Annotated in this window: 13 protein-coding genes and 2 pseudogenes; 3 read left to right on the forward strand and 12 right to left on the reverse strand. The window is 41.0% G+C overall.

What is annotated here, in order from left to right; translation table 11 throughout:
- The 8 genes from kdpC to AB3Y88_RS00665 form a co-directional block, all read right to left on the reverse strand.
- Positions 1-585 (reverse strand): potassium-transporting ATPase subunit KdpC, encoded by a 585-nt coding sequence (gene kdpC, locus AB3Y88_RS00630; RefSeq protein WP_056960779.1) that lies wholly within the window; start codon positions 583-585, stop codon positions 1-3.
- 16 nt (positions 586-601) lie between these two features.
- Positions 602-2680 carry a potassium-transporting ATPase subunit KdpB gene (gene kdpB, locus AB3Y88_RS00635; protein ID WP_056960778.1) on the reverse strand — a complete coding sequence of 693 codons (2079 nt, stop codon included), beginning with the start codon at positions 2678-2680 and terminating at the stop codon, positions 602-604.
- A 16-nt stretch (positions 2681-2696) separates the two neighbouring features.
- Positions 2697-4472: a potassium-transporting ATPase subunit KdpA gene (kdpA, locus tag AB3Y88_RS00640; protein WP_056960777.1), complete on the reverse strand. Its 1776-nt coding sequence runs from the start codon at positions 4470-4472 to the stop codon at positions 2697-2699.
- On the reverse strand, positions 4469-4558 hold the full coding sequence (locus AB3Y88_RS00645; RefSeq protein ID WP_082610445.1) for a potassium-transporting ATPase subunit F: 90 nt from the start codon (positions 4556-4558) through the stop codon (positions 4469-4471). The genes kdpA and AB3Y88_RS00645 overlap by 4 nt, the downstream gene beginning before the upstream one ends.
- A gap of 458 nt (positions 4559-5016) precedes the next feature.
- Complete coding sequence (locus tag AB3Y88_RS00650; RefSeq protein ID WP_082610444.1) at positions 5017-6063, reverse strand: glycosyltransferase family 2 protein; 1047 nt, start codon at positions 6061-6063, stop codon at positions 5017-5019.
- Positions 6064-6140: 77 nt separating this feature from the next.
- Positions 6141-8321, reverse strand: coding sequence for a glycosyltransferase family 39 protein (locus AB3Y88_RS00655; RefSeq protein ID WP_228888070.1), 2181 nt, complete (start codon positions 8319-8321; stop codon positions 6141-6143).
- Positions 8322-8735: 414 nt separating this feature from the next.
- A complete protein-coding gene (locus AB3Y88_RS00660; RefSeq protein WP_228888071.1) occupies positions 8736-9911 on the reverse strand; it encodes a cation:proton antiporter in 1176 nt (391 codons plus the stop codon).
- A gap of 148 nt (positions 9912-10059) precedes the next feature.
- A complete protein-coding gene (locus AB3Y88_RS00665; protein WP_228888072.1) occupies positions 10060-10656 on the reverse strand; it encodes an NAD(P)H-dependent oxidoreductase in 597 nt (198 codons plus the stop codon).
- Positions 10657-10748: 92 nt separating this feature from the next.
- On the opposite strand from AB3Y88_RS00665, the gene AB3Y88_RS00670 reads away from it, so the two are divergent.
- Entirely contained in the window at positions 10749-11225 is a 477-nt protein-coding gene (locus AB3Y88_RS00670) for a MarR family transcriptional regulator (RefSeq protein ID WP_228888073.1), read from the forward strand.
- Positions 11226-11407: 182 nt separating this feature from the next.
- On the opposite strand, the gene AB3Y88_RS00675 is transcribed toward AB3Y88_RS00670, so the two are convergent.
- Entirely contained in the window at positions 11408-11599 is a 192-nt protein-coding gene (locus tag AB3Y88_RS00675; RefSeq protein ID WP_315972249.1) for an LPXTG cell wall anchor domain-containing protein, read from the reverse strand.
- On the opposite strand from AB3Y88_RS00675, the gene AB3Y88_RS00680 reads away from it, so the two are divergent.
- Positions 11592-13364, forward strand: coding sequence for a hypothetical protein (locus AB3Y88_RS00680; protein ID WP_367293350.1), 1773 nt, complete (start codon positions 11592-11594; stop codon positions 13362-13364). The genes AB3Y88_RS00675 and AB3Y88_RS00680 overlap by 8 nt on opposite strands.
- Before the next feature lie 542 nt (positions 13365-13906).
- Here AB3Y88_RS00680 and AB3Y88_RS00685 read toward each other — a convergent pair.
- Positions 13907-14137: pseudogene (locus AB3Y88_RS00685) on the reverse strand (MucBP domain-containing protein); the annotation flags it as partial.
- 23 nt (positions 14138-14160) lie between these two features.
- A complete protein-coding gene (locus AB3Y88_RS00690) occupies positions 14161-14304 on the reverse strand; it encodes a hypothetical protein (RefSeq protein ID WP_228888076.1) in 144 nt (47 codons plus the stop codon).
- A gap of 134 nt (positions 14305-14438) precedes the next feature.
- Here AB3Y88_RS00690 and AB3Y88_RS00695 point away from each other — a divergent pair, with 134 nt between their 5' ends.
- On the forward strand, positions 14439-15329 hold the full coding sequence (locus AB3Y88_RS00695; RefSeq protein ID WP_228888077.1) for a hypothetical protein: 891 nt from the start codon (positions 14439-14441) through the stop codon (positions 15327-15329).
- A gap of 173 nt (positions 15330-15502) precedes the next feature.
- Here AB3Y88_RS00695 and AB3Y88_RS00700 read toward each other — a convergent pair.
- Positions 15503-15607, reverse strand: a pseudogene (locus AB3Y88_RS00700) (KxYKxGKxW signal peptide domain-containing protein); the annotation flags it as partial.
- Positions 15608-16183: the final 576 nt, after the last annotated feature.

Below are 16183 nucleotides of genomic sequence, written 5' to 3' on the forward strand. Positions count from 1 at the left end.
TTAGCTCTTTATTTTATCAAGCGCCAAGTTGACCTGTAAAACATTGACCCTTGCCGCTCCCAAAATTCCTCCTGTTTTCTGAGAGGTGTACTTGGAAATTACTTTCTGAACTGTTTTAGCTGAAAGCGAGCGTGCACGTGCAATTCGTTCGACTTGATAAGCCGCGGCTTGTGGTGAAATCTCTGGATCTAGACCGCTACCAGAAGTTGTCACTAACTCCGCAGGAACATTTTTTTGATTATTTAAAGCTCCAATGACTGCAGCACGTTGCTTAACTTGGGTCCGTAATTCCGTGCTGGTTTGTGAGAGATTTGAAATTGTTCCATAAGCTACGCGTCCTTGAGTGCTCTTAAAACTCGTAGTATCTAAAATCATATTTCGGCCCCAGAGGTATTTCTTCGCTGTAAAAGGTTGTGCTAAAAGCTCAGAGCCAACCTTTTGCCCCTTAGAATTAGTAATTAAACTCCCATTGGCTTGCTTATTAAAAAACAGCTGCCCCAAAAGTGTAACTAGTAACGTATAGCATACACACAATACAACCACTGTTAGTAAGATTCCTACAGAATCCTTAAGTGCTCGTCTCATTTGTAATCCTCTCCTTTTATAAAAGTCCTAGCAGTAAAGAAACACACAGATCAATGGCTTTAATGGCGATAAAAGGAATCACCAGTCCACCAATCCCATAGACAAGCAGATTATGATTCAATAACTGTTTTGCAGCTACTTCGCGATATTTAACTCCTTTGAGTGCTAGTGGAATTAATGCGACAATGATCAGTGCATTAAAGATTAAAGCTGACAGAATTGCACTTGTAGGACTGCTGAGTCGCATAATATTTAGCACCTGCAATTGTGGGTAGAGATTCATAAAGATTGCAGGAATAATCGCAAAATATTTTGAAATATCGTTGGCAATCGAAAAAGTTGTTAAACTGCCGCGTGTCATTAACAGCTGCTTGCCAATCTTCACAATTTCAAGCAACTTTGTGGGTGATGAATCAAGATCAACCATGTTGCCAGCTTCCTTAGCCGCCTGAGTTCCTGAGTTCATCGCAACTGCTACGTCAGCTTGCGCCAAAGCAGGCGCATCGTTAGTTCCGTCACCCGTCATGGCAACTAAATGACCTTTGGCCTGAAATTCACGGATTGTTTTTAATTTGCTTTCTGGTGTAGCTTGTGCCAAAAAGTCATCAACACCGGCTTCTGCAGCGATTGCAGCTGCGGTAACAGGGTTATCACCGGTAATCATAATTGTTTGAATCCCCATCTTCCTTAAATCTGCAAATTTTTCTTTAACACCCTTTTTTATAATATCTTTAAGATAGATCACACCGTAGACTTCATGATCGCGCGTCACAACTAAAGGTGTCCCACCTTTTTTAGAAATATCTTCAACGACCTGTTTACAAGCAGTGCTATACTTTTGACCAGCAGCTTGGACATATTGAGCCACATTGTCTGCCGCACCTTTACGAATCTCAATCCCCGCATAATCGACGCCACTCATTTTTGTTTGAGCTGTAAATGGAACAAACTTGAAATGCTGATCGTTGATTGTTCGACCCCGCAAACCATAAAGTTTTTTAGCCAAAACAACAATTGAACGACCTTCAGGAGTTTCATCGGCTAAAGATGCCAGTTGTGCGATATCTGCGACTTCACTTTCCGCATGACCATCAACCGGGATAAATTCAGCTGCACGTCTATTTCCTAGCGTTATTGTTCCTGTCTTATCTAACAGGAGAACATCAACATCTCCAGCTGCTTCAATCGCACGTCCACTCATTGCTAATACATTCGCCTGATTTAAGCGACTCATCCCTGCAATTCCGATTGCCGAAAGCAAAGCACCGATGGTTGTGGGTGCCAAACACACGAGCAAGGCTACCAACCAGATAATCGAAATCGGATTTTTCACCCCTAAAATAGAGGCTGATAATGCTGAATAGGTAAACAAGGAAGCCGTTACCAGCAAGAAAATGAGTGAAAGTGCCACCAGTAATATCTCAAGTGCAATCTCATTGGGTGTCTTTTTCCGATTGGCACCTTCAACCATGCCGATCATCTTATCGAGAAAGCTTTTCCCGGGTTCTTGCGTGACCTTAATAATTAACCAATCCGATAACACTGTAGTTCCGCCAGTTACAGCAGAACGATCCCCGCCGGCTTCCCGAATCACAGGTGCGGATTCTCCTGTAATTGCGCTCTCATCAACAGAAGCTGCTCCTTCAATCACTTCTCCATCTGCCGGAATTTGTTCGTTTGCATTAACTAAAATATAATCATTTTTAACTAAAGAAGCACTGTCGGCGTCAACTGTTTTTTTGTGAGTTATCCCATCCACTTTATGGGCCACAACATTTTTACGTGCTGCTTTTAAGGACTCAGCCTGTGCTTTGCCGCGTCCTTCTGCGACTGCTTCTGCAAAATTTGAAAATAAACACGTTAACCACAAGATCACTGCCACTGAGAAAATAAAACCACTCGTTACAATCCCATCTTTAATATTGAAAAGCGAGTATCCGAGGAGCAATGTAGTCAACAATGCAGAAATATAGACAAGAAACATGACCGGATTTTTAATTTCATCACGTGGAGCAAGTTTTAAAAACGATTCCTTTAAAGCTGCAATTAACATTGATTTATCAAGCATTTTATTTTTTCCTTTTTGTTCTTCCATGAGGATTCCCCCTTAACTAATGACTCGCCAGAAAATCAGCTATTGGTCCCAGAGCCAGGGCTGGAAAGAAGCTCAAGACTCCAATAATAAGAATTACGATTAGTAAAAGGACCACAAAAACTGTATTTGTAGTCGACAAAGTTCCGCTAGTAGTGGCTGTCATCTTTTGCTGTGCCATTCTCCCGGCAATTACCAATAAAGCTATGATTGGCAAGAAACGCGCTAATAGCATTACCAGGCCCAATGCAATATTAAAAGTCGTTGTGTTAGCACTAAAGCCACCGAAAGCAGATCCATTATTTCCCCCAGCTGACGAAAATGCGTAGAGAAACTCAGAAAATCCATGTGCCCCAGCATTTGTTAAGCTCTTAACAGTATCTGGGAAAACGGCGGTGATGCCACTTCCTATCAAAATTGCCAAAGGAGTTGCTAAACAAGCTAAAACTGCCATCCGCATTTCTTTTGGTCCAATCTTCTTCCCTAAATATTCTGGGGTCCGACCTACCATCAAACTGGCAATGAAAACCGTTAAAATCACAAATCCTAGCATGCCGTACAAACCAGAGCCCACACCACCAAAAGCAACTTCACCAATTTGCATCAGCATCATTGCAATCATTCCACCGATTGCTGAAAAGCTATCCAAGGAAGCATTTACAGACCCTGTACTAGTTGCTGTCGTTATTACTGACCATAATGACGAAAGTGTCACTCCAAAACGTGTTTCTTTTCCTTCCAGATTAAGGTTGCCAATATGTGCCAGCGAAATCCCCTTTTGTTCTGCCAAGCCATTAATAACTAAGGCAGTAGCTAACAGCACAAACATTGTTACAAAAATTGTGATTCCTTCCTTTTTCTTTTTCAAGGAATATCCAAAAGTAAAACAAAGTGCCATTGGCAGCAATAGCATCGCAGTAATCTGGACCAGATTTGAAAGCGGATTGGGATTCTCAAAAGGATGGGCCGAATTAGCACCTAAGACCCCACCACCATTGGTTCCAAGTTGTTTAATGGCAACTTGACTGGCCTGCGCATAAAGCGGCACTTCTTCTCGAGTTACAATTGTTGCATTCGTGATTTTCTTGCCATTGACTGTAACTACTTTATTCTTTTCATCAATGTGCGCGTTCATGATTGGAGCCCCGTCTTGATTAACTGCCACCGGCTGTACCAATTCAACTGTGCGTGACCCACTTAAGGTCTGAGGAACTCCCGTTGACACTAATACTAGGGAAATTACGAAACTCAAAGGCAGTAAAACATATAATAAAATCCGGATAATATCTTTCCAGAAATTACCAATCAGCTTCACAGAGGTGCGCTTGAGCCCTCTGATTAAAGCAAATAGCACTGCAATCCCGACGGCAGCAGAAATGAAATTCTGTACCGTTAATCCAACTATTTGCGAAAAGTTGGATAAGGCAAATTCGCCAGAATAACTTTGCCAATTCGTGTTGGTCACAAATGAGGCTGCTGTGTTAAAGGCTAAAGACCATGACATGCCCGCAAAATGCTGCGAATTTAATGGTAAGTAATTCTGAAATTTCAATACTAACATTAAAAAGATAAAACCGATCGCTGAAAAACTTAGCAGATTGAGTGTATATTTTTTCCAATCCATTTCCGCTTGATCAATCCGAAACCAACGATAGATTTTACCTTCGACAGGAGCCAAGAACTTTGTCATAAAAGTCTTTTCCCCCAATACTAACTTACTCATAAAAATTCCCAGCGGAATCGCTAGCACTAATGGCAATATTAAATATGGCAAATACTGTAATAACATCTTCATCTGTCTTCCTCCTTCAACAGCACGTAACCAAGATAGATAAATAAACCAAGTGTTACAAGTACGGTTGTGAAAATAATCATCTTCATCTTCTCCTTTATTATTTTCTATCACGTAATATAACAAATTTACTGTTAAAGCAGTGTTAATCTTCCACCTCAGATGTTAATTCCGTGTTAAAGCACTGCTGGTCAAAAAGCGAGCGGGACAAAAGGCATTTAGTTGGCAGAAATTAACAGCGTCAGGCGGATAATTCAGGTATTAGATTGTTTGGTTTACGGGGTTAAGTGCAGCCAACTGTCTTTTGGTACACATTTCAGCACTAGCTGTTTAGAAATCAAGAACACAAAAAGGGGCCGTGACAAAAGTTAAATTTTGTCACAGCCTCTTTTTTATTCCGGATCAAAGTGTTCCATAAGTCAAAATTTTCCGTCTAACTTCGAATTACTCATAGCAAATTACTCGCTATGTTCGTAATTTCGAGTTAGCATTCAAATTTTCCCGACTTATGTCACACTCTCTTTAATTTATCTATAGTTTACTAATATTAATTAACATTAACATGGTTCAGCTCTTTTGGAAGTTTTCCTGCATCTCTTAATGTGCCATGAGCAACTTGACTTTGAGCTAGTTGATTAGTCATTCCTTGAGTATAATCATCTTCTTCAATGATATACCGTGGACGGTGCTTGGTCTCAACAAAGATCTTACCAATGTAAGTTCCTACAATACTAATTGTAATCAACTGGAAACCTCCGAGAAACCAGAGCGACATCATTACAGATGCCCATCCCGAGACCGTGTGGCTCGTTAAAAAGGAATATAAGACCCATAATAAGCATAATCCGCTGAGTGTACTGATCACGATTCCCAAGTAAAGCATGATTTTAATGGGAACAATAGTAAACGATGTGATTCCATTAATCGCAAAGTTCAACATCTTCTTCAAAGGATAGTGGCTTACTCCTGCATAACGCTCTTTGCGGGCATAATATACTTTGGTATTCTTAAATCCTAACTTAGGGATGATTCCTCGAATAAAGAGATTTTCCTCTCGATATTCAAGAAGTGCTTTAACTGCACGTTGAGACATTAGCCGATAATCAGCGTGATTGGGGACAAGCTCAACCCCCATCTTCTTCATCATCCAGTAAAAGAACAAGGCCGTGTTTCGCTTAAACTTGGAATCTGTATCACGATTATTACGGACCGCGTATACAATGTCATTACCGGCATGATAACAATCTACCATTTCATAGATTTTTTCAACATCATCTTGCAAATCAACGTCAATTGTGATCACCATATCTGACCAAGGAAGAGCTTTTTTTAACCCTGCCATCAGTGCATTCTGATGTCCGAAGTTTCTACTGAACTTGATTCCAGTATATTTGGGAGACTTGTGTTCAAGTTCTTTGATCATTTGCCAAGTTGCATCAACACTTCCATCATTAACAAAAAGAATCTTACTGTCTGCTGCAATTTTTCCCTGTGCAATCAATTTATCCAGAATTTCTCCCAGCAATTTAGCAGCTTCCGCAAGTACATCTTCTTCGTTGTAACATGGCGAAACAATTGTTAATCTGTTACCCATAGAAGTTGACCTCCTATTCACTAGTGTGTGTTTAAGTCCTCGTTAAAAATGATAAATTAGCTTTTATACGAACCACTTTAATCCAGTTTATAGAGTGTGCCACTTTGGCCACCCATCGAACCGCCAAAGGAACTTGTCTGCGAATTACTTGAAGTCTTCCCGTTCTTGCCAGGTTGACCCTGTTTCATGTTTTTACGACCACCCATCTGGTTGCCCTTCATGCCTTGAGGCGCTTTTCCACTAGGCCGCTTTCCTCCTTTTCCAGGTGTGCCCTGTTTCATTGCAGTATTACTCTTCCCAGTTGTCGTTTGCTGTGTTGAACTGCTATTCGAGTATTCACTTGATTTTACCTTGGTCCCATACTTTTTAACCCAGCGCACAAGTGCACTATTCGTAGTTTTCCCAGAGAGATAGAAGTACTTAACTTTGCCTTCTTTAACCAGTTTCTTGAACTGTGCCAATGAAATTGCATTGTCAGTTCCATTATAACCTCCAATGGTCATGACTGCTTTTTTGGTCTTGATAATATATGGAGCCGCAGTATTTGAATCCATCGTCGCAAATAAATATTTTGCTCCGTTGTTATGCTTTTCAAGATACTTGATCATTTTTGTATTAGCCTGCTCGCTGCCTAAACCACCGCTTGCTCCGCCTGAACTACTTAACAAGTCAGGTCCGGCTGAAGGAATTGCATCAGAAGCCCCCGCCAAAGTAGGAGTCAACGCCCAAAAACCAGGTGCAAGTGAGAGAAAAACAGTCGCTACAGCGGCACATACCATACTTTTAAGCGTATTTCGGTAAAAGAAGACTGCTAGTAACGATGCAGCAGCTGTCCCGGCCACAATAATCCAGCTTAGCCATGGATAATAACTGTATGCATACCATGCCTGTAAAATCCCAGTCAACCAAAAGCTTGCAGCTAGAAGATAAAGTTGCCACTGTGGTTTGCTAGTTCTTAAGGCGCCCACAAAAGTTGCTACGCCAATTCCAGCTAAAGCAGCTAACGGTGGGGCCACCATTACCATGTAATAAGGATGGAAGAAGCTTGCAATACTGAAAAATGCACCAACTGGCACTAACCAACCAGCCCAATAGAAGAGCTGTTGCTGTTTTTTAGTTGTTTGCCACCATCTGCGTTGCTTTTTAATTTCATAAAGGAAAGTTGCAATTAACCCCATTAAAGCCAATGGGAACATCCAACTAACCTGCTGACCTAACGCCTTTTGTAATAATCTAAATGGCCCAGCGGATCCAACATTAAAGATATTACTGCCGCCACCACCGCCGCCGTTTTGACCCATTTTACCGGTCTGTCCGCCAGCAGTGCCCGCTTTTTTAATACCAGTCATTCCCTTAGGAGCAGTCATTTTTTTGCTTCCAGTTGGCCGTGTACCATTCATTTTACCTGCATGATTGCCCTTCTTGCTTGAACCACCCATGCCACTAAAACGACCACCAGTTCCAGAAGTTTGTCCCAAGAGCCGCTGACTTCCATTATAACCAAAAGCTAAGTTCAAGACTGAGTTAGTAGAAGAACTTCCGATATATGGACGTTTGCTGGTACTTGTTGAATCAACTGCCAGCGGCCACAGTAATGTGAAGACCACCAAGGCAGCTGTTGCAGCAACTAGGTGCATAATTTTTTTCTTCCACCCTGCAGTTGATGCAATCCAGTAGAAAAAGTACATCGCTGGTAAAACCATAAAAGCCTGCAGCATTTTAATGTTAAAAGCAACCCCGATTAATGCAAATGAGACTGCCACTAACCACGCTCGCTGCTTGCTCACAGCCACCTGCAGCAGATAACCTGCCAGCAAGAGGAAGAAAACTAAAGTTGCATCCATATTATTTGTCCGTGATACAGCTACCACAATGGGTGTAATCGTCATAAAAAACGCACCCATATTAGCAGCTAATCTCCCAAAATATGGTTTAATCATCTTGTATATTAATGCTACAGAGCCGATTCCGAAAAGAACTGAAGACAAAACAATGCTCCAGCCGTGAAGACCGAATATTTTAACACAGATAACCATGAACCACAGTGCAACAGGTGGCTTATCAACTGTGATAAAACTGGCTGGATCAAAACTGGCATACCAGAAATTTTTCCAGCTCTCACTCATACTTACAATTGCTGCTGTATAAAAATTATTTGAATATCCGGCTGTCCAAATGCTCCAGCCATATAGAAAAGCAGCTAAAATTAAAATACCGACTAACCAATAGTCCCAACGCTTTATTCGCTCTCTTATCATAAATTATCACCCTATTACCTGTATTTTTAGTGCGATACCTCCAAACTTATAATTCAAGGGTAGCTGTTAAATTTGAACTTTCTATGAAGTTAAGATTATTAAACTTTGTAATTTATTCAAAGAACAAATGCTGTTATAACAACATTTTTGTAAGATTTATTAACAATTGCCAGTTCTTAAATCCGTCCTTTACAATTAAAACGTTTACATAAAAATTGTTAATCTTGTAAACCATCCTTCAATCCACATCAGATTTACTTCACTTTATTTCACAACAAAAAAGCCCTTCGTTATCAGCATTGCTACTAAATAATGACGAGGGTATTCTATGACTTAAAGCGTTTTGATTTAATTGACTGCATGCGTTGGTGCAGACAAATTAAAATTTACAACTCAATTAAGAAAAGTGCTCTGCTACTTATCAATTGAGTTACGCAAACCCTTTAATGCCAACCGTAACATCAAAGGGGCAATTAAGGTAGCAATTACAATCACGAAAATAATATCAACGTATAACGCTCTTTCAAGCAAATGCGCATTAAACCCAATTTGGGCTGTAATCAATGCCATTTCACCGCGGGCAATCATCCCAGTACCAACAACGCGACCACTTCTCCGATCAAAACCGGCCCAAATAGAACCCAGTTCACCGCCAAGCCATTTTGTAATGACAGCGAGAACTGTCATTACAAAAATAAAAGGCAATGCTGTGATAAAGTTGTTAAACGAAACGCTCAGACCAATGCTTACAAAAAAAACAGGAACAAAAACTGCATTGCTAATCGGTTCGATATTAGGATCAACAATCTTTTTTGCAGATGTTTGCCCAATCGCAATTCCGGCAAAAAAAGCCCCAATTGCTCCCGATAAGCCAACTAATTCAGCTAAATATGCCATTGACAGACAAATAATCATTGCACAAATTGTGCGCCCCGTAGGTATCAGTAATTTATTACTCAAATACATAATACCTGGTGCGATCCACCGCACAAGAAAAACGACCCCCGCAAAGAAAAGTCCTTGGAAAACCAGTTGAATCAATAAATTGTTGGTACCTCCATGGCTGCTAGTCCCGCTATTTGTTCCAACCAATGCAATCATCAGACTCAAAAGAAGCACACCCAAAATATCATCAGCAACCGCAGCGCCTAAGACCGTCGCTCCCTCTTTTCCATTAAGTGCCTTGAATTCTCGCAAAACAACTACTGAGATACTCACAGAAGTCGCCGAAAAAACAACGCCAATAAAGAGTGCCTCTTGAAAATGGTAACCGAATAAAAGACTGGTTGCTCCCATAACTACGACTGGAAGTATTACTCCCGAAACCGCCACAGAAAGTGCCGGCTTCAAATATTTTTTCAATTGTTGCAGATCACTTTCAATTCCGGCCATAAACATCAGTAAGATCACACCAATTTCAGCAAATTGCGTAATTGATTCTGACGGGTGGATTAAGTTTAAAACTCCAGGACCGAGCACAATTCCAATTAACAATTGACCCAAGACTGCCGGAATTCCACAACGTGCAGTTAGGTGCCCTGCTAGAGTAGTACCTGCCAAAATTAAAACTAATGTACCAATAAAAGACATTAAAGCAACCCCGTTCATGAATAAATTAAAAAATTAACTTAATTTTACCATGTCAAAGCACTGCATACTACTTTAAAGAATGATTCAAAAAGATAAATAGATCCTATAAAATAAAAGTTTTGGAAGACGTCTTAGCAACGTATCAATTTTATAGAAGATACTTCTTAAGCTGCTTTAGATTTTTCATTCGTTTCTGCTCACTTTGATCTTCTGCGTTAAAGTTAACCAGTTTAAAATCTTTTAAACCTAGTTTACCGAATACTCCAATTTTAAGCATTTTTCCAAGGGGATTACGATAATGCCAACTATAGATAAATTGCGGTGTGCCACAGGCAGTTAAAACCCGAATTTTAGTTTTCGGATCTAAAATTAAGTGCTTGCCTGCAATTTTTTTGACTTGCCCTTTGCAAAAAACTTTATCAATAAATCCTTTGGTCATTGCCGGCATGATCTCCCACCAAAGCGGAAAAATAAAAATAATTTCATCTGCTACCCGTAAGCGTTGCAAATAATTCATACTCTGCGTGTCAACGTATTCTTTTGTCCGCCAGTTAAGTAATCCTTGGCGATCAAGCACCGGATTATATCTATCTTTTTGAAGATCAATGACCTCTACACTATGTCCGCTTCTTTGCAACATTTCAATCGCATTCTGAGCAATTGCAGCTGAATAGGAACGCTTATGCGGAATGTTTTCACTTGACTCTAACATATAGGGATGATCAAGGACTAATGTAATGTGCATATTAATTCTCCTTTATCTTTTATATTCCTTGGAATATAATATACATTAACAGGCTTAAAGCTGAAAGTCAATTTATATTCGGAGGAATATATATGTCGAAATTAAATCCCTTACTGCAACAAATTGACAGCGAATTGCATCGCTATCTTGCATTTGACGATACTAAGAAAGTTCAAGAACATCTTGCACAAGTCGCTCCTGCTGCAGCCAAGCACATTGTTAACAAAATTTCAATTACGGAACTGGATGTTCTACAAGCAATTTCTTGTGCTTCTTCTTTGAGAATCAAGGAATTAGTTACGGCAACCTACTTTCCACAAGGAACCGTTTCGAAGATCGTTAACCGCTTAGTTAAAAAAAAGCTAGTAAAAAAATATCATCAACCCAACAATAAAAAAGATGTTTATCTGAAGCTAACCGAACATGGTTGCTTAGTTGCAGACTTGCACGAACAGTACCACACCCAGAAAAATCAGCAATTGAATCAGCTCGGAGCAACTTTTAATAATACAGACTTAATCAGATTAGCCCAAATATTACATGAGATTAATGAGTTACGTGAGAAATAGTAACTGTTTTTTAAAAACATTATTTGTTGCTGATTAAACACAAAAAGATGGGATTAGATTCAAACCGAAGTTTTGATCTAATCCCATCTTTTTGCGTTTGCTTCCGTTCAAAGACAGTATCCTTCAACATCTTTTAGCTGTGATACTCTTTACAACTTTATAAATTCCGTCTTAATCTTATACTACTGCTGCTGATTTTTCTTTTTTCTAGTCTTCAATCCCAATAAAATCGCAGTCAAAAGTGCTACGCCACCAAGATACTCATCAGTATTTGATTCAAACTCGCCTGTTTGTGGCAACTCACCAGTTTTTGAGCTTCTATTCAGAGCAGCGACTTCACTAGTACTTCCCGAAGTAGAGTTGCTTGTGTTAATTGCTGCGGACTCGCTGGAACTTGTCGAAGCCGATTCACTTGAGCTCGTTGAGGCTGACTCACTTGAACTCGTCGAGGTCGATTCACTCGAACTCGTTGAAGCTGATTCACTTGAGCTTGTCGAAGCCGATTCACTTGAGCTCGTTGAGGCTGACTCACTTGAACTCGTCGAGGTCGATTCACTCGAACTCGTTGAAGCTGATTCACTTGAGCTTGTCGAAGCCGATTCACTTGAGCTCGTCGAAGCCGACTCACTTGAGCTTGTCGAAGCCGATTCGCTTGAACTCATTGAAGCCGATTCACTTGAGCTTGTCGAAGCCGATTCACTCGAACTCGTCGAAGCCGATTCACTCGAACTCGTTGAGGCGGACTCACTTGAACTCGTCGAGGCCGATTCGCTCACACTCGTTGAGGCGGACTCACTTGAACTCGTCGAGGCCGATTCGCTCGAACTCGTTGAGGCGGACTCACTTGAACTCGTTGAGGCTGACTCACTCGAACTCGTTGAAGCGGACTCACTCGAACTCATTGAAGCCGACTCACTTGAGCTTGTCGAGGTCGATTCACTCGAACTCGTTGAGGCGGACTCACTCGAACTCGTCGAGGCCGATTCGCTCACACTTGTCGAAGCCGATTCACTCGAACTCGTGGAAGTCGATTCACTTGAGCTCGTCGAAGCCGATTCACTCGAACTTGTCGAAGCCGACTCACTCGAACTCGTTGAAGCGGACTCACTCGAACTTGTCGAAGCCGACTCACTCGAACTCGTGGAAGCGGACTCACTCGAACTCATTGAGGCGGACTCACTCGAACTCGTGGAAGCGGACTCACTCGAACTCATTGAGGCGGACTCACTCGAGCTTGTCGAAGCTGACTCACTTGAACTCGTCGAGGTCGATTCACTTGAACTCGTGGAAGCCGACTCACTTGAGCTTGTCGAAGCCGACTCACTCGAACTCGTTGAGGCTGACTCACTTGAACTCGTCGAAGCCGATTCACTTGAGCTCGTCGAGGTCGATTCACTCGAACTCATTGAGGCGGACTCACTCGAACTCGTTGAAGCGGACTCACTCGAGCTTGTCGAAGCCGATTCACTCACACTCGTTGAGGCTGACTCACTCAAACTCGTTGAAGCGGACTCACTCGAACTCATTGAAGCCGACTCACTCGAGCTTGTCGAAGCCGATTCACTCGAACTCGTCGAGGCGGACTCACTCGAACTCGTTGAGGCGGACTCACTTGAGCTCGTCGAAGCCGACTCACTTGAGCTTGTCGAAGCCGATTCACTCGAACTCGTGGAAGCCGATTCACTTGAGCTCGTCGAAGCCGATTCACTCGAACTTGTCGAAGCCGACTCACTCGAACTCATTGAGGCGGACTCACTCGAACTCGTTGAAGCGGACTCACTCGAGCTTGTCGAAGCCGATTCACTCACACTCGTTGAGGCGGACTCACTCGAACTCGTTGAAGCTGACTCACTTGAACTCGTCGAGGTCGATTCACTTGAACTCGTGGAAGCCGACTCACTTGAGCTTGTCGAAGCCGACTCACTTGAACTCGTGGAAGCCGACTCACTTGAGCTTGTCGAAGCCGACTCACTCGAACTCGTGGAAGCCGATTCACTCGAACTTGTCGAAGCCGACTCACTCGAGCTTGTCGAAGCCGATTCACTCGAACTCGTCGAGGCGGACTCACTCGAACTCGTTGAGGCGGACTCACTTGAGCTCATCGAAGCCGATTCACTCGAACTCGTTGAGGCTGATTGACTTACACTTGTCGAAGCCGACTGACTGGTACTTATTGAGGCTGAGGTTGAATTTTTATGCCTAGTAACTATGGTGTTAATCCCTAGATTATTTGGTTCCGTACCATTCTCAATTGCTGTAAGATCGACTGCGTTACCCTCGCTGTCAACGGCTGTATAAGTATAGCGTGGATCATTTGGCACCTTATCACTTGGATAGTATGCTTTAGAGGCATTTGTAGCATCGTTGAGATATTGTGTTGAACTAAGTGTATTCCCATTTTCGTCTTCCACAATTAAACTACCAAGCTTCAGGTACTTATATTCAATGTTTTGGGTTTGCGAAACGTATGGATTAACAATATTGTAGACAGTTCCTTTAATGGTTTTAACCAGAGTACTTCCAGCAGCTAAACTTTCAACTCCATCTACCCGTTGACCATTATTATAGATATCAACTTTCATCGTTCCCTGATTGTCAATTTGGGTATAGATTACGCTCACGCCATTATGGTAGTTTTTTTCATACTGCGCACCAATCTGACCGAACTGTGACATTTTACCGTTACCATTGTTATTAGTATCCACAGCATAGTATCCGTTAATTACTTTGCCAGAAGAAGTCGTATAACTCTGACCCGTCCACCCCGTCTGGGTTACAGGATCGCTGACAGCTGCTCCGGTACTATCAATATAGCTAGTTGTTTGTGTAATGTTCTTAGGAACAAAGTTAGAAACTGTGCCAAATTTTTGTGTACTATTGCTACTAACATAATTAACATAATTGTTCCCCAATGTGGATCCATTCCCAATGACAATCAGTGAACCATTACCATCAACTTCATCATAATAATACTTAAGACCTGAAAATGATTTTGATGCAGTCCCATTAGTATCAGTTCCGGAATTCTGAGCAATGGTAAAGTCACTTTCTGAACCACTTGTTGGAATTTCACGAACATATAACGTCCCGCTTCCATTTCGATCAATTGAAACGGAAATATCTCCCACCTTAGAGTTTCCGTTATAAACTGTTAACCATTCAAAATCATAGCGATTCGCGTTATCCGTATTGTGTGGCATATTAGTCGGGTAAGTGGGATCAGTTACTGAAAAGCCTGAGTTAGCTGTAGATGCAGAAAATTCCGCAGTTTTTGCAACACTTGTTGCCGCAAGTGATTCACTAGTAACAGTATTCTTTTCACTGGTTGAAGTAGCCCCAGAAACTGCACTTTGTTCACTTGTAGCTGTTGCAAGTGATTCGCTAGTTTTGATTGCTGTCGATGCAACACTTGAGGATGAAGTGCTGACAGAAGAACTTGCAGCTGCCGCACTCTTTAATGCCTCACTATTAACAGTTGAGTCCGTAGTTATCGCAGTTTCTGAAGTGCTTGCACGTATGGTATTGCTCGTCACACTGTTGTCAGTCGTTGTCGAGCTAGTAGTTGATGTATTTTCTGAAAAACTTGTTGCTGCACTGTTGTTTACAGCTTCACTATGCGTATTCGAACTGATATTCGACGTATTTTTCGAAGTACTTGTTGGTATTTCATTACTGGTTGAACTATTGATAGTTGTTTCTGAATTAGTAGTTACAGCCTTTCCTGAAGTACGAATAGAATTTTGTTCGCTTGATGTAGGAGCCGTTGAGCTTGTTGTGCTATTTGTCCCACTCGTACTTGCTGCTTTTTCATTACTTGAGCTTTCTGAAGTCGCTGCACTCAAACTCGTTGAGTTAGACACACTTGTGCTAGTCGAGGCAGACTCACTGGTACTCGTTGACGCTGAAGTGCTTGTAGAAAAGCTTTCACTTGTTGATAAACTTTCGCTATTTTCATTCGTTGCTGATTCTGACCTAGTAGAGGTACTATCTTGCGTAGCGGTAGCTGAATCTGTATTTGTATTACTACTTAACGTTGCAGATTCCTTATTCGCCAAAACACTATTTGCTGAAACACTTTTTTCGACGGCCTTTGCTGCTACTTGATCAGCCGAAACTGTATTTGAAGCTAAAAAAACCCCACCAGTTAAAGCCCCCAACGAAGCTAACAGTTTCCAAGGTTTACTGTTATCTTTTTCCAATAATTCTTTGTCCTCAGTTTCTACATCTTGAACCCTGATCTCAGGAATATCTGATTTCCGAAATATTTTCAAAAGACCTATATTAGAAATCAATGAACTAACCCATCTTTTCCCTGCTTTATACATTTTTACTCTTGTAACCCGATTGGTTTCAGAATAATTTCCTTTATATTTTCTTTTCATAGATCGCTACTCTCCTCCTAATCTATGTTTAACAAAAACAACTCCAAACGAATAAATTTGTGAAAACTAAAAAATAACCAGCTAAAACAATTTATAAGGCCCCCAAACACTCGGAGTTTAACACAATTCTAAATAAATGTATAATAAATAACCCTTTTTTGTAACTTTATCTTTTAAAACACTTTAAAGTGTAATTTAATAGCATAAAAATACTTGTTTTCAAATTTAATTGAAAGCAAGTATTCGAAGTATTATTGGATTAAATTTAAATTTTTACCGACATATAAAAATAAAAGTCGGCCATAAAATGTATCATAAATTAGAATTAAATCAAACCAGTTACTTTAAGTTGGTAAAAATCAGAAAAGAGGAGTGTAGCAGTAGTTAAAGACTCGGGATTTAAGTATGCACTACAACCATACCTTAATAAAGTTGAGTGAAGTAAAGAAGCTGGATTAAATTTTTAATCCAACTCCTTTACCTTGTTTGTGCTGCATGAACTAACGAATTCAAGCTGTCTATTTTATTGTGCCTACTATATGATAATTTTATTTTTTGCTGTGCCAATCTGGAACT

This window comes from Liquorilactobacillus satsumensis (assembly GCF_964065465.1).
Lineage (GTDB): Bacteria > Bacillota > Bacilli > Lactobacillales > Lactobacillaceae > Liquorilactobacillus > Liquorilactobacillus satsumensis.